Consider the following 21,315-nt stretch of genomic DNA (forward strand, 5'->3'; position numbering starts at 1 on the left):
CTGTAATTCTGTTTCTTAATTGAATACCTCGACTCCAGTCGGGGTATTTTTTTGCCCAAAAAACGCTTTTCGCTCATTTCTAACTGAGTATTCTAACTATACAATTCCGCCATTTGTCACATTTTATTAAATACTGTGTAAATTCTTTCGCAGTCAACTACGTACGTGCTTTATCAGATTATGATGTGACGGCTTGCTTGTTAACTATTTGAATAATAAAAATTCCTGCAATTTGATATTAAAAGGACTACGTATAACCACGTAATACTAATGGCTAAGGCTCGCGTTTAAGTGCATTTTTGTTGCGTGTTCATGCCCATTTCTTACTTCCATGTAATGTCCCATCTTCTATAGCGAATCCTTATGTAATGGATGACAACAATAACCTTGGTGACAAAGGACGTGAACGATGAGTCTTATCCAAAAATCTCTTAAACGAGTGCTCAAGGCGACAGCAATGGTCGCGACGATGGCATTCGTAGCAACTTCTGCTCATGCTGCTGATGACAAAGTATACCGCCTCAAACTCGCGGAGACGTGGGGGCCAAACTTCCCTATCTTTGGTGACGCAACAAAGAACATGGCAAAAATGGCAGAAGAAATGTCAAACGGACGCTTACAAATCCGCATTGACTCTGCGAACAAACACAAAGCACCACTTGGTGTGTTTGATATGGTGAAATCCGGTCAATACGACATGGGTCACTCGGCGTCTTACTACTGGAAAGGCAAAGTACCAAACACCCTTTACTTTACCTCTATGCCTTTCGGTATGTTGCCAACAGAACAATACGCATGGTTCTACTACGGTGGCGGTATGGAGTTGATGGAAAAAGTTTACTCCCCGCACAACCTATTATCTTTCCCTGGTGGTAACACGGATACCCAAATGGGTGGCTGGTTCCAGAAAGAAATCAAATCAGTCGATGACCTACAAGGTCTGAAAATGCGTATTCCGGGCTTCGCAGGTGAAATCCTTGCTGAGCTAGGTGCGAAGCCAACCAACATTGCACCGGGCGAACTATACACCTCGCTTGAGCGTCGTACGATTGATGCATTGGAGTGGGTAGGTCCTTCTCTTGATTTACGTATGGGCTTCCACAAAATTGCGCCTTACTACTACACAGGTTGGCATGAGCCGGGCACTGAACTGCAGTTCCTAGTGAACAAGCGTACTTGGGAGCGTCTACCTGATGATTTGAAAGCGATTCTTCAAGTGGCGATGAAAGCCGCAGCGTACGACATGTACACTCAGTCTAAGCACGAGAGTGGTAAGAACTGGGCTTCAATTCAATCAGAATACCCTGATGTTCAAGTAAAAGACTTCCCACCTGAAGTTATTTCAGCGCTACGTGAAGCGAACGAACGTCTACTGAAACAGCACGCAGAAAAAGATGCGCTAGCGAAAGAGATTCAAGAATCTCAAGCAAGCTACATCGAACAAGTGCGTCCTTGGTCTGATATCTCACACCGAGCTTACCTAAACAGCCAAGCTCAGCAATAACTTCGACATGCTGGCTAGTTCGAACGATTTAGCCAGCAAAAGAAGCCCAAGAAAAACTTCTCTTAGAGAAGACTATAACAAGTGCTCCGCGAACCAGCGGAGCCAATCCCACACGTTCCATGGAGTTCGGAATGAGAAGCCTTATTTATATTGAGCGAATCTTTAACCGCTTCGGTGATTTTCTGGGGTGGTTATCCAGCATCCTATTCATTTTGTTATTAGCGAACGTGGTGTACGACGTTGTTATGCGCTACGTGTTTAATGACGTATCCATCGCCTTCCAAGAAATGGAATGGCATCTATTTTCCGCTGTATTTTTATTGGGTGTGCCATACGCGATTAAATCCGGTGGTCATGTTCGAGTCGACATTTTCTATGAGCGCTTATCGTATAAAGCGCAATCCATCATCGATATCTTAGGCACGTTACTTTTTCTTTTCCCATTCTGCCTATTGGTTGCTTGGTTCGGTATCGATTTTGCCAAAGAGAGTTTCGCTCTCGGAGAAACGTCTGGAGACCCTGGTGGTTTACCATATCGATGGATCATAAAAGCCATGATTCCACTCTCATTCTTGTTTATGGCGATCAGTGGTATGGGCTTACTACTTCATTCCGTCAATAAAATTGTTAACCCTCATCTTATCTATGCCGGAAACAACGGTAAGTCGTAAAAGGAAGTCAGCATGATCGGTATAGTGATGTTTTTTGTAGCGCTGTTTGCGTTACTACTCGGTTTCCCTGTTGCCTTTACCTTTGGCGGCATTGCATTAATTTTCGGCGTATGGGCAGAAGGCATCGAGATGTTTGCATTCATGCCATATCGCATTCAATCCATCATGGAAAACACGGTATTGATGGCAGTACCACTGTTTGTCTTCATGGGGTTGGTTCTACAAAAGACCCGATTGGCAGAGCAGTTGCTTGAGTCGATGGGGCGTTTGTTTGGTGGTATTCGTGGTGGTATCGCTATCTCAACGGTTTTGGTTGGTGCGCTGCTTGCAGCATCGACGGGCGTGGTTGGTGCATCAGTAGTAGCAATGGGGTTGATCTCTTTGCCAGTGATGCTCAAGTACAACTACGACAAAGGTTTGGCATGCGGCACCATTTGTGCGTCAGGCACGCTTGGACAAATCATTCCGCCTTCTATAGTTCTAATTCTTCTTGGTGATGTGCTAGGGGTTCCTGTCGGAGACCTTTTCCAAGCCGCAGTTTGGCCGGGTTTAATGTTGGTTGGTGCGTACGTTATCTATATTTTGATTTACGCTAAGCTCAACCCAGAGGCAGCTCAACCTATCGAACGTGATGAATCCATCAGCCGTAAGGAAGAGGTGATTACCGCGCTCAAAGCCGTTTTGCCACCTCTAGCACTGATCATTGTGGTTTTGGGTTCTATCTTTGCTGGTATTGCGACTCCTACAGAATCAGCGGCGCTAGGCGGTGCTGGTGCGATTGTACTTTCGCTACTTTACAAACAGTTCAGCTGGTCGATGGTGTATGAAGCCTCAAAAGAGACGGTAAAAGTCACAGCGATGGTTTTCGCGATTCTACTTGGTGCAACGGCATTCTCGATGGCATTTACCTACACGGGCGGCGACTACTTGGTAGAAGAGTGGATGCTAGAGCTTCCGGGTGAGAAGTGGGGCTTTTTGATCATTACCATGTTGGTGATTCTTATTCTTGGTTTCTTTATCGACTTTGTAGAAATCTGTTTCATCATCGTGCCGATCATTGCGCCTGTAGCTGAGTTAATGGGCATCAACATGACGTGGTTTGCGATTTTGATTGCCATGAACCTTCAAACCTCATTCCTCACACCACCATTTGGATTTAGCTTGTTCTATTTGAAAGGTGTAGCACCAACGGGTGTGACAACTCGTGATATCTATCGAGGCGTTATGCCATTTATCGCGATTCAAATCGTGGTTCTGGCTTCCCTGTTGTTCTTCCCAGGCTTTTACGGCATGTCATAAAAGCCATGATGTCGTCGGGGAACGAGGTTTTTGTGACCTGAGAGTTTTTACCTTTTGAGACAAGTTGTTAAGCTGATTAGTTATTAAGCTAATCAGCGTTTCATTGGAGGAAAGGGATGCCTCTCAAAGCCAAATTAATCTTGCTGGCATTGATCCCAGTGGTGTTGGTGTCAGCAAGCATCAGTTGGATTTCCATCTACCAAGCGAAAACGTTGGGTCAACGCGAAGTGGAGATCTTTCACCAAAGTCTGATCCAATCAAAAGAAGTGGCATTGAAAGATACCGTTGATCTGGCTTTCGATGCGATTTCTCACATCTATAACGACTCTACTATCGACGAGCATGTTGCCAAAGAACGTGTAAAAGCCATTCTCAATCGCCTTCGCTATGGCTCAGATGGTTACTTCTTCGCTTACGATAAACACGGCACGAATCTAGTTCATCCGATTCTGCCTGATCTCGTGGGGCAGAACTTACTTCACATTCAAGATGAAAACGGCGATCACCTGATTGAGGCGTTGCTTTATCAAGCCCAACTCGGCGGCGGTTTCCACCAATACCTTTGGCAGAAGCCCTCTACAGGTGAAGTCGTGCCTAAATTAAGCTACGCCGCATGGCTTGACAAGTGGGATTGGATGATTGGCACGGGGTTGTACATAGAGGACGTGAGCCGTGAAGTTGCCAACATGCGCGCGGCGGTGAATCAGAATATCGAAACGACTTTCTTTACCGTAGTTGTGATTTTGGTCGTGACGGTCGCTGTGATTATTGTTTTAACCCTCGCTATTAACCTCCATGAACATCGTTTAGCGGATAAAAACCTTAAAGAACTGGCCCACAAAACGGTGATGTTTCAAGAGGATGAGAAAAAGCATCTAGCCAGAGAGCTGCATGATGGTATCAATCAATTGCTGGTTTCAAGCAAATGCCATCTTGATTTGATGGGGCATCGTATTGAAGATGAAAAGCTCAAATCCCACCTCGACAAATCTCAGCGCTCGCTGATCACGGCAATTAGCGAAGTGCGCCATATCTCCCATCAGCTTCGCCCGAGTGCTTTGGATGACATCGGTCTAGAGGCGGCGCTTTCTACGTTATTACAGGACTTTCATTCGCATTCTGGTATGGACATCGACAGCCATTTCGATACTGGGCAGGTTAAGCTGAAATCGGAAGTGGCGACCACGCTATATCGTGTTGCTCAGGAATCGTTGAACAATATTGAAAAACACGCCAAGGCAAAAAAGGTCACCGTTATTTTGCAAAAATGGGCAATATGCTGCAATTACTGATACGGGACGATGGTATTGGCTTTATGGTCAATCAATCGGTACATCGCCAAGGCATTGGTCTGCGTAACATGCGTGAGCGCGTCGAGTTTATTGGTGGTGAGTTTGAATTGATGAGCGAACCAGGGTTGGGGACGGAAATCACCGTATTGTTAGATTTGGATGGATTAGTTTATGGATAAACCAATTAGTGTGGTGATTGTGGACGATCATCAGGTTGTACTGGATGGGTTTATGGCACGTCTGGAATTGGAACCTGACATTGATGTGATCGGCACTGCAAGCAATGGGCTTGAGGCCATTGAAGTGTCAAAAGTGCTCAACCCTGATGTCATCTTAATGGATATCAGCATGCCAATCATGAATGGGATAGAGGCGACAGGCGTGATTAAGGAAGAACGCCCGGAAAGTAAAATTCTGATGCTGACTATGCACGACAATCGCGAGTACATTATGAAGGTGATGCAAGCCGGAGCGGTCGGTTATATGTTGAAAGAAATCTCAGCCGACAAGATGGTTCAAGCGATTAAAACCGTGAATCAAGGTTCGACGTATTTTTGTGAATCCGTCACCCAAACACTGTTTACTCAAGATGTTGTACCTGCGGCACAAAAGCCTAATCCACTGAGTCGCCGCGAAGAAGCGGTACTTAAATTAGTCGCACAGGGGAATAGTAGTAAAAAGATTGCTACGCTTTTGGATATCAGTTATCGAACGGTGGAAACGCATCGTCACAACATCAAACACAAGCTGGACTTACATTCGACTGCTGAGCTAGCGAAATATGCGTTTGAAACAGGATTGATAGAGTAAGAGAAGGGCAAACGCGCTCATCACGAATGCGAGTCATGAGCGCACAGAGAAGCTTATTCTGGTTTAGTGATGCTGCCTAGTTCAAGCATTGGCGCAACATCGATGTCTTCTGCGTTCATCATGGTAGAGATGCGCTGAACAGAAGATAACAGCAAGCTTTGTTCCCACTCTTCAAGCTTTTGGAAGCGACTGATGAAGTGCTCTTGCAATGGCGTCGGAGCTTGTTTAAGCGCTTCTTGGCCTTTCTCTGTTAAGACAGCATGAACTTTACGCTTGTCTTCTACGCTACGGCGTCGTTCGACAAGTTGATTGCGCTCTAAACGGTCAAGGATAGTCGTAGCCGTTGCCTGACTCATGTTGGTATGGCTAGACAATTGCTTGATAGTGACATTATCAAGTTCACTAATAGCACGCATTAGAATCAGCTGAGGAGCCGTCAAACCAGACTCTTTGCTCAACTTCTTTGAATGTAAATCAATAGCGCGGATGATCTGACGAATCGAGACCAAGACTTCTTCGTACTTTTCCAATTTCGTAATCCAATCATTAAGGGATCATGTAACGAGGCGACACTAACTCAAAAGCGTTGTTATTAAAAGGGCTTAGTTAGGGATCGCGACACCAATTTTCAATTATTTGCCTTGGCTCTCCTTATTGTTTTTAAGGGTATTCGGCGGGTAAAAAAGTAACGGCTAGAATTATTATAGTAATAAATGTTTGTGGTCTAATTATTGTCGTGGTTGTTTTCGCTTTTTTTGGTGGATTTTTCTGATTGAAAAGTAAGTTATTGGATTTTTTATCAGCAAAAGATAGACAAAAAACGCCTCAATGGTAGGATCTTCCACTTTCATGGAAAATAAAATGTATCGTGTTCGAATGAATTTTTGGTTTGCTGCCGAAAAACGAGAACACAAAAGAGAGGAACAATGACAAAAGGTATAGATAAGTACAGTATCGACAGTACCGACTATACGGTTGGTCAAGACAACGTCCAGAAATGGGGTTTTGACGTACATAATCCTGTTTTTGGTATCAGTGCTGGTTTCATTGCACTATTTCTTATCGCGGCGTTGGTGCTTGATGCACATACCGCAAAAACAGCGTTGGATGGCATTAAGCTAAAAATCATTAGCTCATTTGACTGGCTGTTCATCCTTTCAGGCAACATCTTCGTAATCTTCTGTTTAGCTTTGATTGTGTCACCAATGGGTAAGATTCGCCTTGGTGGTAAAGATGCGGTAGCGGATTACTCTTTCATGTCTTGGCTTGCGATGTTATTCGCGGCAGGCATGGGTATCGGTTTGATGTTCTGGAGTGTGGCAGAGCCTGTCGCTTACTTCACTGGTTGGTACGAAACGCCTCTCGGTGTTGAAGCCAATACCCCAGAGGCTGCAAAGCTTGCACTGGGCGCGACAATGTTCCACTGGGGTCTACACCCATGGGCAATCTACGGTGTCGTAGCACTTTCATTAGCTTTCTTTACTTACAACAAAGGCCTTCCGCTTTCTATGCGTTCGATCTTCTACCCATTGTTGGGCGATCGCGCGTGGGGTTGGGCTGGTCATATTGTTGATATCCTTGCAGTACTAGCAACGCTATTTGGTCTTGCAACGTCTCTAGGTCTTGGTGCGCAACAAGCAGCGAGTGGTATTCACCACGTGTTTGGTGTGGAGCCGGGTCTTGGCCTACAGATCGTCGTTATTACGATTGTGACGTTACTTGCGGTTGTTTCGGTAATCCGTGGTATCGATGGCGGTGTAAAGGTCATCAGTAACATCAACATGGTTATTGCGTTCCTACTGCTTATCCTTGTGGGTTTGATTGGTTGGGCTGTGAGCTTAGGTTCAATTCCTACCACCTTTATGGCGTACATAGAAAACTTGGTTCCACTGAGCAACCCGTTTGGTCGTACTGACGAAGCTTGGTTCCAAGGTTGGACAGTATTCTACTGGGCTTGGTGGATTTCATGGTCACCATTCGTAGGTATGTTCATCGCTCGCGTATCTCGCGGTCGTACGGTTCGTGAATTCATCACAGCGGTACTGATTGTTCCTACAGCGGTAACACTAATTTGGATGTCAGTATTCGGTGGTCTAGCTATCGATCAAGTGATCAACAATGTGGGTGAGCTAGGTGCAAACGGTCTAACTGACGTATCACTAGCGATGTTCCAAATGTTTGATGTTCTGCCATTCGGTAACATGCTGTCTATCATTGCTGTTGTGTTGGTATTGGTATTCTTCATCACTTCATCGGACTCTGGTTCACTGGTTATCGACAGCATTACCGCTGGTGGTAAAGTGGATGCGCCAGTTCTACAACGTGTATTCTGGGCATTTATGGAAGGTGCGATTGCGGTTGCACTATTGTGGATTGGTGGTTCAGAAGCGGTTCAAGCATTGCAAGCCGGTGCTATCTCTACCGCGTTACCGTTCACATTCGTATTGCTTGCAATGTGTGTCAGCCTATTGATGGGTATGAGAACAGAACGTCAATAATTGATGTGATTTATAAATATCGTTAGATATTAATGAGTTAAAAAGCCAGCGGAATGCTGGCTTTTTTTGTGCGATTTTTCTGACGCTTGCCAAAAAAATGGCGAAGTAAATTCTTTATTTTACAACGGGTTATTGTCTCAGTTTTGTGAATAATCTTCGTGATTACTTTGTCAGAAATGTGTAATATTCAGCCACCTTAACTGTTCTCCCAACCTCTTATAATAATTATGAAATTATCATTAAAACAAAAGCTAATTGGCGCAAGCCTATCTGCTGTTGTAGTGATGGCAACAGCACTGACTTGGCTGTCGGCTGGTCAATTGTTTGATCAGACGCGTTCAGGTGTCTATTCACGAGCACAAAGCCTAAGTAACGCAGCATCAGAAGGTATTTCTGACTGGGTTGCGATTCGCAAAGACATTGCAACGGCTTTCAACGACTACTCAACAGAGCAAAACGTGGTGCCTTTCTTACAACAAGCGCGCAAAGCGGGGGGCTTTGACGATATCTTCCTAGGTACTCCGGAAGGTGGCATGTACCGTTCTCATCCAGAACGTAACCGTGCAGACTATGATCCTCGTACTCGCCCTTGGTACACTGAAGCGAAATCAGCGGGTAAGCAGATCATCACTGAAGCGTATCAGGATGCGATCACTAACGCGCTACTGGTTACCATTGCAGAACCTGTAATGAAAAACGGTAAGTTTGTTGGTGTTGTTGGTGCAGACGTACTGATTGATCAGTTGATCAATGACGTTATCAGCTTAGATGCGGGTGAAAATGCGCACGCAATGCTGATCGACATGAATGACGGAACTTTCCTTGCGCATCCAAACAAAAGCTTAACGCTTAAGCCAATCACTGACCTATCTAAAGAATTTACGAAAGATTCTATTGAACGTGCAGCAAACACGGGTTCAATTGAAACGGCAACCATTCAGGGTAAAGATAAGCTTTATTACTTCAGTAAAGTACCTGGCACAAACTGGATGTTCGCGATTGAAATGGACCGCGCTACAGAAGAAGCAAGCCACGCGCAACTACTGCGTGAAATGCTGATTACTGCGGTACTGATTACGATCGTGGTGATTGTGGCAGTCTCTTGGCTGGTGGGTTTCTTGTTCCGCGACCTTGGCCGAGTATCACAAGCGCTTGAAGAGATTGCATCGGGTGAAGGTGACCTAACGCAACGTCTTGAACCACGCAGTGATGATGAAGTCGGTAAACTGGCAGACAACTTCAACCGCTTTGTGGGCAATATGCACACGATGGTAACCAAGTTAAGCCATGTTTCATCGGCACTTTCTGAGCAAGCACGCACAACGGCTCAACAAGCTGAAGAGCGTAGTCAGCGTATTTCTTACCAGCAAGACGAAATCAACATGGTCGCGACGGCTGTTAACGAAATGGCAGCAGCGACACAAGAGATTGCAGGCAACGCAGATAACACAGCATCAAGCTCTGAAGAAGCGGTTCAAGCATGTGTTCACGGTTCTGGCCAAGTGACTCAAACGCAAGGTTCTATCCAAAACCTAGCGCAAGAAGTACAAGTAGCAACCAACGTGATCCAAGAGCTAGAAGCACACGGTAACGCAATCAACACAATTCTTTCGACTATCCAAGGCATTGCAGAGCAAACTAACCTACTAGCACTAAACGCAGCTATCGAAGCGGCGCGTGCAGGTGAGCAGGGTCGTGGTTTTGCTGTAGTTGCGGATGAAGTTCGTGTTCTGAGCCAACGTACTCATGCTTCTACTCAAGAGATTCAAGAAACGATTGAGATGCTACAAGGCACAACAGCGAAAGCGGTCGGTATTATGGATGACAGTCGTCGTCTAGCAGACACCAGTGTTGATGATGCAAACTCAGCTGCAGTGAGCCTTACTCAAATTCACTCAGCGGTAGAGCGCATCAGCGACATGGCGACGCAAATTGCGTCTGCAGCGGAAGAGCAAGCGTCTGTGACAACAGAAATCACTCGTAACACTGAAGGCATTCGTGACGTGTCTAACGAGCTTTCTGTTGAAGCGCACCAAGCAGCAGAGCAAGCGGCGCATCTGTCTGAGCTTTCTCACGAGCTAGAGCAAGAGATCAAACGCTTCAAGCTGTAAGCTTAGAGTGTTAGTTAAGCGCTGATATTCGCGTTTAATGAAAAGAGAAAAGGAGCCAATTGGCTCCTTTTTGTTTATCTAGAGATAATATTTTCGCTTCGCTACAGCCACAAGCTACTGATTGGCTGCTCTTCACTGTAGTGGTGGGCGATTTGCGCTTGAAGTAATTCAGCGGTGGCAATGGCATCCGTTAACGCATGGTGTGGCGTGTAATCCGGGAGACCATAGCGACGTCGTGATTGTGCTAAACGTAAGGATTTCGGCTTATTACCTTTGAGCTTATTCCACAAACCACCAGATGCTCTTTGTTGAATGTCCTCTTCAATTTGCAACGTATCCAGCACAGGGAACTCAATGCCTTCACCGATACGAGTACGTAACGCTTGAGCGAGAAACTCTCTTTCAATACGGCGGTAATGCACCACGACAATCTTTCCCGCCAAGCTTTCAAGTAATGGTCCTAGAATCTCACCCAAATCCGGAGCGTCAATCAATTCACTGTGAGTGATACCGTGAATGATGACCGATTCTTCATCGAGTTTTTCTTGTGGGCGTACTTTCCAGTGCTTCGCTTGGCGCAAGAAAATTCGATTGAGATTAAAAGGCACCAAACCAATGGTGATGATGCCATTTTTCTGCGGATTTAAGCCCGTGGTTTCGAAATCGAGTGCCACGAATTCCACTTGGGAAAGCGGGGTTTCTGGCGTGGGTAACGCCTTACCATAAAAGGCAATTAACCGATCATCTTTCGCTTGCTCCAACTTGTGTTGAAACTTGGTATGCCATTGAATGGTCGGCTTCTGAAACAACTTTTTTATCATTCCACGCCTCACTTAAATTTGTTGCTGGCCTGATAACGGAACTTAAGGAAGTTCTGACCATTGCTGAGGATCTGGAACGCATCTTTTAGGTTACGGCGTTCGAAGTCCGACAGGTTTTCTGGCTCAATATTGTTATCTGGTTCAATACCCAATTCGACGTCGATCGCTTGGTGACGAATGCGCACCATAGAGATGAACTCCATCGCGTCTTTCAAATCCTGAGCACGGCCTTTCGGCAAAATGCCTGCATCAATGATGTCATCGAGTCGTTCAAATGAGTTCTGAGCGCGTGAGCCCACCGCTAAAGAGTGAACACGAATCAAGTCCACAAGAGGAGCTGTGCCACGACGTTTCAAGTTGATTGAGTTTTTGTGTTGGCCATCTTTTTCCATCACAAAGTCTTTAAAGAAACCCAGTGGTGGGGTTCGGTTCAACGCGTTGCGAGCCAAGCACGCGAGGAAGCGGTTGTTCTTACGTGCGCGTCGAACAATGAAGCTCGTTAATTGTTCTGCCCATTTTAAGCGACCATAAACGCCATCCAAATCGAAGAAGATAGATGCATTGAGCAAGGCTTTCGGGTTCGGGTCGTCAATCCAATCGGCGAAGCACGCTTCCCACTCTGAACGTGTCATGCGCCACTCTGGGTTGGTCGCCATGATGTCACCGGTACAATATTTGTAGCCACACACGTTCAAACCATCACTAACGTATTGCGCGAGTGCTTCGAAGTATTTCCCGTGTTTTTCCTCTTGATAGGTATCGTCGAGAATGATGGCGTTGTCTTGGTCTGTGACCAATAGCTGCTCATCACGGCCCATAGAACCAAGGGCAAGGAAACAGTATGGGATTGGCGGTGGGCCTAATTCTTCTTCTGCCATTTCAAGTAGGCGTTGCTTGAAGCTTCGGCCAATGACCGACATCGCGCTGCCGACCATGTGAGAGTTGGCGTCTTCGTTAACCAGACGAACAAAACTGCTTTTCACTTCGTCAGCGACAATGGCCAAATCTTCGATGGTTTGTTGTTGGAAGATGCTACTTACTAACAATAGTGAGTTTTGCGATTCGTAACGAACAATGTCGGTCGCTTCGATGATACCAATCGGCATTTGATCTTTTACAACCGGCAAGTGGTGAACGTTGTAACGAAGCATGGTCAGCATCGCCTCATAAACGTAAGCGTTGTGATCAAGAGAGATAACCTCGGTCGTCATGACCGTTGATACTTCATCGAGAGGCGACAAACCTTCTGCCAAGACGCGAGTACACAAATCGCGGTCGGTGATAATGCCGACGACTGGGGATTGTGGATCGTCTTCATCGAGCACAAAATCAGGATCAACGATCAGCAGTGATGACACATTATCTTGCGCCATTAACTGTGCGGCTTCTTGAATCGTTTGGCCACGCTCGATGGTTGGCGCGTCACGTGTGAGGAGCGTTTTTACTTTCGAGGTCGTTAGATCGTTCGCGTCGTTGTTCTCTGAAACCGCTTGGCGCAAACGAGCGCTGTTTTCTACTTCAACAAAATCTGCAAATGAATCGAAGTTATCGTACAGTTCTTGGAAGATATCTTGAGGAATGCAGTAGAGTAGGGAGTCTTCAATCGCTTTTACAGGGAAGCGAACTTTGTTGTTGGTAAGAAGACCCATCTGACCAAAAAGGTCGCCTTCGTCGAGCCGGTTATACAGTTCACCTTTACGTCGATAGACTTCAACCACACCGCTACGAACCATGTAAAGATCGTGGATCTGATCGCCGAAATGAATGATAGGAGTGTCTTGACGGTAGTAAGATATTTCGATGTTCTCTGTCACTTTGGTGAGCGTTTCTTCCGGAAGCTCGTTGAATGGGGGATACTTGGCGAGAAAGTTATATATCTCGAGAAGTTCTGCTTCCATTAAGGTGCCTTTTGGTTTGCAAGTGATAGGGTAATCTTAACTTAGTTTTAAAACAGAATCTTATCGGATCACTGTTTTTCGTGCGCAATGATAAGATTCAGACAAGTCGCACGGCAAATCCTAATTAATTCGGCTACGCTGTCATCAAGATGCCGAATTAAATCAATACAATGGCGTTTATAGAAGAGTTTTGGATGACACTCATGGAAGGAAGTAGAATGGTAAGACTATTACTCGCTGCACCTCTTGTAGCATTACCAATAATGAGCGTTGCCTCAGAAGCAGAACAAGCAGAAAAATTTGGCTACGAGCACATCAATTTAGATGTTGGTGCCGGAACCACAAACGAAGAATGGCTAGATAATTCCAACGCCACGACACTAGGGTTGGGCGGCAATTATTTGATTCGTGATAACTGGCTACTCAATGTGGATTATTCCGCACAATTTTTCCACCCAGACGATTTCACTTTGCGTATCGACCGTTTAATGTTTGGTGGTGGTTATCGTTATGGCATCAATGAGCAGCTTGATGTGTATGGTATTTACGGCCTTGGTGCGATCAAAGCGAAAGCAACGGATGACAACACTGACCGTACCATTTCATCTGACAGTGAGTTTATTCAAGGTGTCACCATTGGTGCAAATTATCTATTCAGCGAGAAGCTAATGGCAACGGCGGAAGTACATTTAAACCGCAGCGATATTGTTGACGAGAACAACTACAAAATTGGCTTCAACTACCAGTGGCATCATGTTATCGGTACTGGACTTTACTACCAATTCCGAGATACGGATTATGAAGGCCAACCCTCTGATCATATCAATGAAGTAGGCATTAGCTTCAAGTTTATTTACTAGTAGCAGAAGATAAAGACATCGTAATTTCTATCGCGGTGTTTTAAACAAAACAGCAGAAACTAAAAAGGTCAGCAATTGCTGACCTTTTCTCATTCTAAGCGGTTTTCGCTAGAGGGCGATTATAGAACCGCAGCGATACCTTTACATAGAGGACCCATGTTTGACTTCGTCATGCCTGCTACGCTGATACGGCCAGAGCCAACAATGTAGATTGCAAACTCTTCCTTCAGACGGTTCACCTGTTCTTTAGATAGACCAGAGAACGAGAACATACCGTTTTGGCGCTCGATGAAGCTGAAGTCCGCGTCTACGCCTTCTGCTTTCAGAGTTGCAACGAACAGCTCACGCATCTCTTGGATACGGTCACGCATTTCTGCTACTTCAGCTTCCCATTCTGCGCGCAATTCTGCATCGCCAAGAATGTGAGTCACAACTGCACTGCCGTGCGCTGGTGGGTTAGAGTAGATAGAACGAATGATCGCTTTCACTTGCGAGAATGCAGTTGTTGCTACTTCTTCTGATTCGGCAACTAGAGTGAACGCACCTACACGCTCATTGTAAAGACCGAAGTTCTTAGAGAAAGAGCTCGCCACTAGGATTTCTTTGTTGTATTTCGCGAAAATACGTAGGCCAGCCGCGTCTTCTTCTACGCCTTTTGCAAAACCTTGGTATGCAAAGTCAAATAGAGGAAGCAGTTTCTTGTCTGCTACTAGCTTAGCCAGTGTTTCCCACTCTTCTGGCGTTGGATCGATACCAGTAGGGTTGTGGCAGCAGCCGTGCAGAAGAACGACATCGCCTTCTGATGCAGCTTGCAGATCTGTCAGCATCGCATCAAAGTCTTTGTCTTTTGTTTCAGCGTTGTAGTAGCTGTATTGCGCGGTTTCAATGCCAGCAGCAGTGAATACGCCGTTGTGGTTTGCCCAAGTTGGGTTGCTGATCCAGATCTTCACTTCGCCAAGTTGACGCTTGATGAATTCGCCAGCAACACGCAGAGCGCCTGTACCACCTGGTGCTTGTGCTGTTTTAGCACGCTTACCAGCAACGATTTCAGCATCTGCGCCGAAAAGCAGTTTTTGCACTGCTAGACCGTATTCTGCTGTACCTTCGATTGTTAGGTAAGATTTGGTTTTTTCAGTTTCAATCAGTGCGGCTTCGGCTTTTTTAACAGTCGCAAGAACAGGGGTTTCGCCTTGTTCGTTCTTGTAAATACCAACGCCTAGGTTAATTTTTTCAGCGCGAGCATCTTTTTTAAACTCTTCAGTCAGTCCAAGAATAGGGTCGGCCGGAGCGGCAACTACTTTTTCAAACATAATCTTCATCCATGTTAATCGAAGGGGTCTGCTGACATTTATACCTTTCAGCAATATTCGTTACAACAGTTAGTGAAAAGAAAACTTAAAAAAGTTTTGATTTGAAACAGAAATCTAACATAACCAATGCTTTTGACATAAAAACCCCTCTTAAGATGCGTTGTAAGAGGGGGGATAAGTAACTAAGCGGCTATGTTTTGTTCATCTTGATATTGATGAGCGATATGTTGAAATTGTGTTTCGACCGCAAGAAAAGCATCGACGATTTGAGGGTCGAAATGTTTGCCACGGCCTTCAAGAATGATCGCTTTCGCCTTGTCATGACTGAACGCTGGCTTGTAAACGCGTTTCGAAATCAGCGCGTCGTAGACATCTGCCAGCGCCATGAGCCGACCAGATAGTGGGATTGCTTCTCCCAAAAGTTGGTTCGGATAACCGCTTCCATCCCACTTTTCGTGGTGTGTTAGCGCGATCTCTTTCGCAACTCGCAAAAATGAGCTACTTCCTAGCTGTTTTTCAGCAATTGACAACGCTTCGGCACCAATTTCAGCATGACCCTTCATGATCTCAAATTCTTCGTCGGTCAATTTACCCGGTTTGAGTAACACACTATCAGGCACGCCGACTTTACCCACGTCGTGAAGTGGAGCCGATTTATACAACAGTTCAATGTAATTGGGAGTCAGTAACATACGATGTTGTTCAAACTGGCTTAAGTGCTCTGCCAGCACTTTGACGTATTCCTGCGTTCGCATAATATGCGCGCCAGTTTCGTTATCGCGAGATTCTGCCAAGGCGGATAGGCTGACAATGGCAACGTTACGCGTCGTTTTCACCTCGTCTTGCGAAACTTGCAAGCTATCTAGCATTTGGTTGGTGAGACAGGCCATTGAACCAAGCTCATCATGTTGGAACACAGGGAGTCGTTGAGTCACCTTGCCTTGAGTGACTTCTAACAATGCTTGTTCTTGGCTAAACAAAATCTTCCGCATCAAGCGAGTCCAAAGAATCATTATCGCGATCACATACCCACCCACGACAAGGGCTATGTAAACTAGCTCCTTAATGAAGCTAATTTTCCCTAATCCATTGGCGATTTGTTCCGGATTCTGTTCTAGCCAATAAATGTCTTTTACAGCGACCATGGTCAAAATAGTCGTTAAGGTAACCAGTAAAGCGATCATCATCCCGATCATCTGTTTGACCATAGATTGGCGTTGCCCTGAGAGAACAAAATCGAATTGGTTTTGCTGGCGCAAGTCATTAAATTGAGACAATTTGCTTTGCAGTTGAAGGATAGAACCTGTCAGGAAGCCAAACAGTCCCATGCCAAACAAGACCTTTACATTACTATCGAACGTAAAGTCATACTGGAGGTTGTAATAAGCCGCGAAAGGGATGCTAACCGCAGTAAATAAAATCGTGTCTAGCTTAGCTTGGCGGTTTTGTGCAATTAACGGGTGTGTCGCGAGAATAAAGTGGCGCACTAAATAGATGAAGGTAAACACCACGGCGCAGTGCAAAATGACTTCGTAAACGCTGAGCGTACTGAGCATTGGACATACGCGTCCGCCATAGGTGCCAAAAAAGAATGCAGCGGCCAAATAAAGTTGCAATGTAAGCGGTGCGTTGTAGTTAGTATTCGCCATGATTAACCTTTCTAGGAACATCCTCAACATCATTATTTTCACTCTTGGTTGCGCTTCTGGAGAGGAATTTGGTTATGTTATCGATGCTGTTGATTGATCTGTCACTTGTAAAATCAAAGACCTGCGATTCTAGCGATAGATTTCATTAAGCGCTATAAGGACAGAGAAAGGGAAACGGGGTGCATCTTTAACTTGAAAGTAAAACCGCAATTAGACGCTGCCTAAAAGGGACTTCATTGATCTGAACAGGCCAGCGAAGAGATAATTGCATGAACAACGATATTTCTAGGTTTTATAAGGTCTGATGATGTATTTGTGTAATTTAATTAAAGTTGCATTTGAATTACATTGCTCTATGCATTTGTTCTTCCAATGTTGCGTTTACCTCGAAAAATCCGAAAGGTTAAAAATGACCTCGAGGAGACATTTCTTTCCTCAAAAGCTCTTTGTTGATGACGAAGTTTCGGTAGAAAACAAAAATCGGAGCCAGTGCTCCGATTTTTATGTGTGCAATCTAAGTCGACTTAAGGCATGTACATGTCATTGAGCTTTGACACTTCTTTGTGCTTTCTGCGTTTGATGAAGTAGTTAGAAACCACACCGAACATCAAGACCAGACCACAGAAGCCGTACACTTGCATGATGGTCGGATCGCTTGAGACAAAGCCAAAGTCTGAGAACATCACGTAAGCGCCCAATACCATGTAGATGATAACCGCTGATGCTTCAAAGCGGAATGACCACGGCGTCACATCGATATTCTCATTTACAGGCATTACGTAGTCTGTATCACGCGGCATGAAGTGACCAATCGCAAACATCAGAGCAGTACACACGACGAATAGAATCGCCAATTGGTGTAGGAAGTGGATTGGTGTACTAAAGACCAATTGCATCGCAGCGTAAGAGCTGACAAACACGACCAAAGCAACTTTAGCAGCAATAGCAGGAACACGTTTTGAAATGTAGCCCACAAACACGATAGTGAAGATAGGCACACTAAAGAAGCCAGCAACCATTTGTAGGTATTGGAACAAGCCTTCTGGTGCGTACATGATGAAAGGGGCGATACAGACTGAAATGATCGCAATGATAACGCCGAAGATACGACCTTTCCCGACTAACTCCTCATCCGATTTGTCTTTGCCAAATAATGGTTTGTAAACGTTCAAAGCAAACAAGGTGGTTGAGCTGTTCAATACGCCGTTAAAGGTACTCAAGATAGCGCCGAACATGACTGCAACAAAGAAACCAACAAGCGGCTTAGGCAATACTTCGTTCACCAAGCGTGTGTACATCGTATCTGGATTGCCCGCATCTGCGCCAAACATGTGGAACGCAATGATGCCCGGAATGATAAGAAACAGTGGAGAGATAACTTTTATCGCACCCGCCAGAATCACGCCTTTCTGACCTTCTTTCAGGTTCTTCGCGCCAAGTGCACGTTGGATAATAGATTGATCAGTACCCCAGTAGTACAAGTTTACCAACAATAGACCTGTGAACAGGGTCGAGAACGGCAGTGGGTCGGTCTCTTTACCTACGGATTGCAGCTTTTCTGGTGCGGCAGTCAGCAATACGTCTAAACCTTCCATAAAGTTACCGCCGCCTAATGCCATCAGACCAAATACAGGAATCATCAAACCGCCGGTGATCAAGCCTACGCCGTTGATCGTGTCTGCAATTACCACGGCCTTTAGACCGCCGTAAATCGCGTAGAAGAAACCCAGCAAACCGATAGTGGCAGAAATAAGGGCGATAGAGCTGAACTCAGAAATGCCCAGCAAACCTTGTACATCAAAGATTTCGCCCAGTACCACTGCGCCAGCGTAAAGAGTGGTAGGTAGAATGTTGATGACGTATTGGCACAAGAACAACAGGGTAACGAACTTCTTCACCGACATGTCGTAACGGCTTTCTAAGAAGTCTGGAATAGTGGTGATACCTTGCTTGAGGTAGCGTGGAACAAGCAGCAGCGCAATGATAACCAGTGTAACGCCAGATGCCACTTCCCAGCCCATCACACTCATGTTGTGGGTGTAGGATTGTGCACTCATGCCAACGAAGCTGGTGGCACTCAAGTTGGTCAGAATCAAGGAGCTGGCAATGAGCCCGCCTGTTAAGCTTCGTCCACCAAGGAAGAAGCCGTCTTGAGAGGTGTTTTTGTCGTTTTTAACTTTGCTGTAAGTGAACACCACAACAAAGCCTGTAAACAGCAAGAACGAAAGTAATACTGTAATAGACATTTTGTTTCCTTAACAAGTTAAGCAATTAAGTTTTGCTTGTTAGTTGTAGGGTGTCCCTCTAGCGCGTATAGGAGTGTTTTATCAGGAACAACGCGAAGTTGAAACCCGGTCGCTAGAGGGCACAGATAGAGGTTTAAATTTTCTTAAGATGAACAATGAGCGCCGATTCTGGATCGAGAATCGGAAGCGTAACCCCAATTTCTTTTAAGTTATCGCCACTTAGCGTCAGGGTTTTGTCTAGCCATTGCGGACGTTGCTTCATCAACTGGAAACTGGTTGTTGGCATTTCAACAATCTTGACTTCGTAACGCGCGTTTTCATCCGCACAGCTAACGCGAAGTGGAGATGGCAGCGCATGATTTGGCATGGCCAACTGACACACCGTAATCAGCATTTCTTGTCCGTTCTCAACGCCATAGATGTTCTGGTTTTGATCGGCAGGATCGATGCGGAAAGTACGTCCAGAATGAAGCAAATCGCGATACTGTTTGTGCAGTTGAATGTAATGAGCAAACGCTTGTTTTTCTTCCGCACTTTCTTTTACTGGATCGAGCTCCACACCCATGTGACCACTTAACGCCGTCACTCCACGCATGTTGATCGCATGGCGACGATTGGTTGAGTGACACTCTGCAGGACCAATGTGAGCGCCCATGACTTCAGGTGGGAAGAAGTAACTCATGCCACGTTGAATCGCTTGACGCTCAAGCGCATCGTTACAATCAGAAGCCCAGAAACGGTGAGTGCGTTTAAGGATTTCAAAATCAATACGACCACCACCCGAAGAGCAAGACTCAATTTCAACTGCAGGGTGTGCTGCTTGAAGCTCGTCTAGCAACCGGTAAAGCGCTTTCGTTTGGCCATGCACAGCAGGTTTACCTTGATGTCCTGGTTGAACCAATTCACGGTTCATGTCCCATTTCAGGTAGCCGATGTTGTAACGAGTCAGTAAGTCATTCAAACGCTCAAACAGGTAGTTGAAGCAATCTTGGTTTTGCAAATCCAATACGTATTGCCAGCGACCTGAAGGTTGGTGGTAGCCTTGCAGACTCAATACCCAATCTGGGTGTTTGCGATAGAGATTTGAGTCTTGGCTGACCATCTCTGGCTCTACCCAAAGACCAAACTCCATGCCTTTGTTGTTTACGTGCTCGATGACAGGCTCAAGACCATTCGGGTACTTCGTTTCATCCAAGTACCAATCACCAAGCGCTGCGCGTTCGCCATCACGACCAATGAACCAACCATCGTCAATGATGAAGCGCTCGACACCCATTTCAGCGGCTTCGGTTGCCATCTGCATGATGTATTCAGGTTTGTGATCGAAGTAGATGCCTTCCCACGTGTTTAAGTGAACAGGGCGAGGTTTGTTGTTCGGAAATTGAATAATATTGGCACGAACAAATTCGTGGAATCGCTCTGATATTCCATTCAAACCCGAGTTACTGTATGTCGCGTAAAGCCATGGTGATTGGTAGGTTTCACCGCTTTGTAGACGCTTTTCACCAGACAGTAGCAGTTCACCAGCTTGAACAAAGCGACGACCGTCACTGCGAACATCGGCACGAAGTTGGTGATTACCACTCCAACCAAGATGGAAGCCCCAAACTTGCCCCAATTGCTCACTAAAGCCATTAGTGCCCGCGAACAAACCTGGGAAGTTTTCGTGAGAGGTGCGACCGCGACGGTTTTCTTGCATAAAGCCACCATGCTCAAAGCTTAGACGCTGAGTTTGAAACTCATGACACCAACGCCCGTGGAACGTCATCAGCTCGTTTACATGGTTAGGAAGTGTTAGGGTAGAGGAGAGCTTACCCAAGCAATACTCACCGACAGTCGTGTTTGTTACGGTGATGCGTTTTTGTACCACATCACTGTTAAAATTCAGTTGTAGCTCAATCAATAATTCAAGACCTGCAATGTCATCTTGCAGGGTAAATGTCGCGCTGTTGTCATCGTGCTCAATGGATGTGGTTGTGAACACGGGAGCCCAGTCTTCGCCGTTGCGATGCCCCTCAATCCCTGGCGCATTAAAGTGACCGCTACCCAACTCAGGGCAGAGTGATAAGGGGACGTCGACATCAAGGCGAGCCTGCGAGATAGGACGTTCAGTTGAGAGCATTAAATCGGGATCGATTTGCGCGATCTTTGCGCCCCAATGAAGGATTTCAGGAACACGATCCACTTTAATGATCATGCTGTGATTCTTGGATTTTAAGTGAACAATTTTTTGCATGTTGTTTCTCTGTTTTCGCAAACATTTAATCTGCAAATAATCATGCTCTTGTTTGGTTTTATTTCGATTAAATAGCCGTTTAAATGTGACTTTGAACAGGTTTTAGAACT

14 protein-coding genes and 1 pseudogene are annotated in these 21,315 nt (G+C 45.6%); 8 read left to right on the forward strand and 7 right to left on the reverse strand.

What is annotated here, in order from left to right; genetic code table 11:
• Positions 1 to 409 precede the first annotated feature (409 nt).
• The 5 genes and pseudogenes from KJB05_RS07115 to KJB05_RS07135 all read left to right on the forward strand — a co-directional run bounded on the left by KJB05_RS07115 (position 410) and on the right by KJB05_RS07135 (position 5,576).
• The gene (locus KJB05_RS07115; RefSeq protein ID WP_020196510.1) at positions 410 to 1,504 is read left to right on the forward strand and encodes a TRAP transporter substrate-binding protein; all 1,095 of its coding nucleotides are present in this window, start codon (positions 410 to 412) and stop codon (positions 1,502 to 1,504) included.
• 131 nt (positions 1,505 to 1,635) lie between these two features.
• Positions 1,636 to 2,175, forward strand: coding sequence for a TRAP transporter small permease subunit (locus tag KJB05_RS07120; protein ID WP_208445119.1), 540 nt, complete (start codon positions 1,636 to 1,638; stop codon positions 2,173 to 2,175).
• A gap of 12 nt (positions 2,176 to 2,187) precedes the next feature.
• Positions 2,188 to 3,474 carry a TRAP transporter large permease subunit gene (locus KJB05_RS07125; RefSeq protein WP_005438870.1) on the forward strand — a complete coding sequence of 429 codons (1,287 nt, stop codon included), beginning with the start codon at positions 2,188 to 2,190 and terminating at the stop codon, positions 3,472 to 3,474.
• A gap of 116 nt (positions 3,475 to 3,590) precedes the next feature.
• Positions 3,591 to 4,945, forward strand: a pseudogene (locus KJB05_RS07130) (cache domain-containing protein).
• On the forward strand, positions 4,938 to 5,576 hold the full coding sequence (locus KJB05_RS07135) for a response regulator transcription factor (protein ID WP_009706881.1): 639 nt from the start codon (positions 4,938 to 4,940) through the stop codon (positions 5,574 to 5,576). Before KJB05_RS07130 ends, KJB05_RS07135 begins: the two are co-directional and overlap by 8 nt.
• 53 nt (positions 5,577 to 5,629) lie before the next feature.
• Here the strand turns inward: KJB05_RS07135 and cosR are convergent, their stop codons facing one another.
• Positions 5,630 to 6,106, reverse strand: a complete 477-nt coding sequence (gene cosR / locus KJB05_RS07140; protein WP_005438864.1) for a MarR family transcriptional regulator CosR — start codon at positions 6,104 to 6,106, stop codon at positions 5,630 to 5,632.
• A 396-nt stretch (positions 6,107 to 6,502) separates the two neighbouring features.
• Here cosR and KJB05_RS07145 point away from each other — a divergent pair, with 396 nt between their 5' ends.
• Complete coding sequence (locus KJB05_RS07145; protein ID WP_005438862.1) at positions 6,503 to 8,074, forward strand: BCCT family transporter; 1,572 nt, start codon at positions 6,503 to 6,505, stop codon at positions 8,072 to 8,074.
• Between the two features lie 227 nt (positions 8,075 to 8,301).
• Positions 8,302 to 10,185 (forward strand): methyl-accepting chemotaxis protein, encoded by a 1,884-nt coding sequence (locus tag KJB05_RS07150; RefSeq protein ID WP_208445121.1) that lies wholly within the window; start codon positions 8,302 to 8,304, stop codon positions 10,183 to 10,185.
• 101 nt (positions 10,186 to 10,286) lie between these two features.
• Here KJB05_RS07150 and KJB05_RS07155 read toward each other — a convergent pair whose 3' ends face one another.
• Together KJB05_RS07155 and KJB05_RS07160 are read right to left on the reverse strand one after the other, a co-directional pair.
• The gene (locus KJB05_RS07155; RefSeq protein WP_208445122.1) at positions 10,287 to 11,006 is read right to left on the reverse strand and encodes a 3'-5' exonuclease; all 720 of its coding nucleotides are present in this window, start codon (positions 11,004 to 11,006) and stop codon (positions 10,287 to 10,289) included.
• Positions 11,007 to 11,014: 8 nt separating this feature from the next.
• Positions 11,015 to 12,904 (reverse strand): DUF294 nucleotidyltransferase-like domain-containing protein, encoded by a 1,890-nt coding sequence (locus KJB05_RS07160; protein ID WP_005438856.1) that lies wholly within the window; start codon positions 12,902 to 12,904, stop codon positions 11,015 to 11,017.
• A gap of 218 nt (positions 12,905 to 13,122) precedes the next feature.
• Between KJB05_RS07160 and KJB05_RS07165 the strand changes: the two genes are divergently transcribed.
• Positions 13,123 to 13,764 (forward strand): outer membrane beta-barrel protein, encoded by a 642-nt coding sequence (locus KJB05_RS07165; RefSeq protein ID WP_009706877.1) that lies wholly within the window; start codon positions 13,123 to 13,125, stop codon positions 13,762 to 13,764.
• A gap of 119 nt (positions 13,765 to 13,883) precedes the next feature.
• Here the strand turns inward: KJB05_RS07165 and KJB05_RS07170 are convergent, their stop codons facing one another.
• The 4 genes from KJB05_RS07170 to KJB05_RS07185 form a co-directional block, all read right to left on the reverse strand.
• Positions 13,884 to 15,074 carry an amino acid aminotransferase gene (locus KJB05_RS07170; RefSeq protein WP_009706876.1) on the reverse strand — a complete coding sequence of 397 codons (1,191 nt, stop codon included), beginning with the start codon at positions 15,072 to 15,074 and terminating at the stop codon, positions 13,884 to 13,886.
• Between the two features lie 182 nt (positions 15,075 to 15,256).
• Positions 15,257 to 16,723, reverse strand: coding sequence for an HD domain-containing phosphohydrolase (locus KJB05_RS07175; protein ID WP_208445123.1), 1,467 nt, complete (start codon positions 16,721 to 16,723; stop codon positions 15,257 to 15,259).
• Positions 16,724 to 17,247: 524 nt separating this feature from the next.
• Positions 17,248 to 18,969 carry a solute:sodium symporter family transporter gene (locus KJB05_RS07180; protein WP_208445124.1) on the reverse strand — a complete coding sequence of 574 codons (1,722 nt, stop codon included), beginning with the start codon at positions 18,967 to 18,969 and terminating at the stop codon, positions 17,248 to 17,250.
• Positions 18,970 to 19,102: 133 nt separating this feature from the next.
• Positions 19,103 to 21,205, reverse strand: a complete 2,103-nt coding sequence (locus KJB05_RS07185; RefSeq protein ID WP_208445125.1) for an alpha-galactosidase — start codon at positions 21,203 to 21,205, stop codon at positions 19,103 to 19,105.
• Between the last annotated feature and the right edge of the window lie 110 nt (positions 21,206 to 21,315).

The organism is Vibrio sp. B1ASS3, assembly GCF_905175355.1.
Lineage (GTDB): Bacteria > Pseudomonadota > Gammaproteobacteria > Enterobacterales > Vibrionaceae > Vibrio > Vibrio owensii.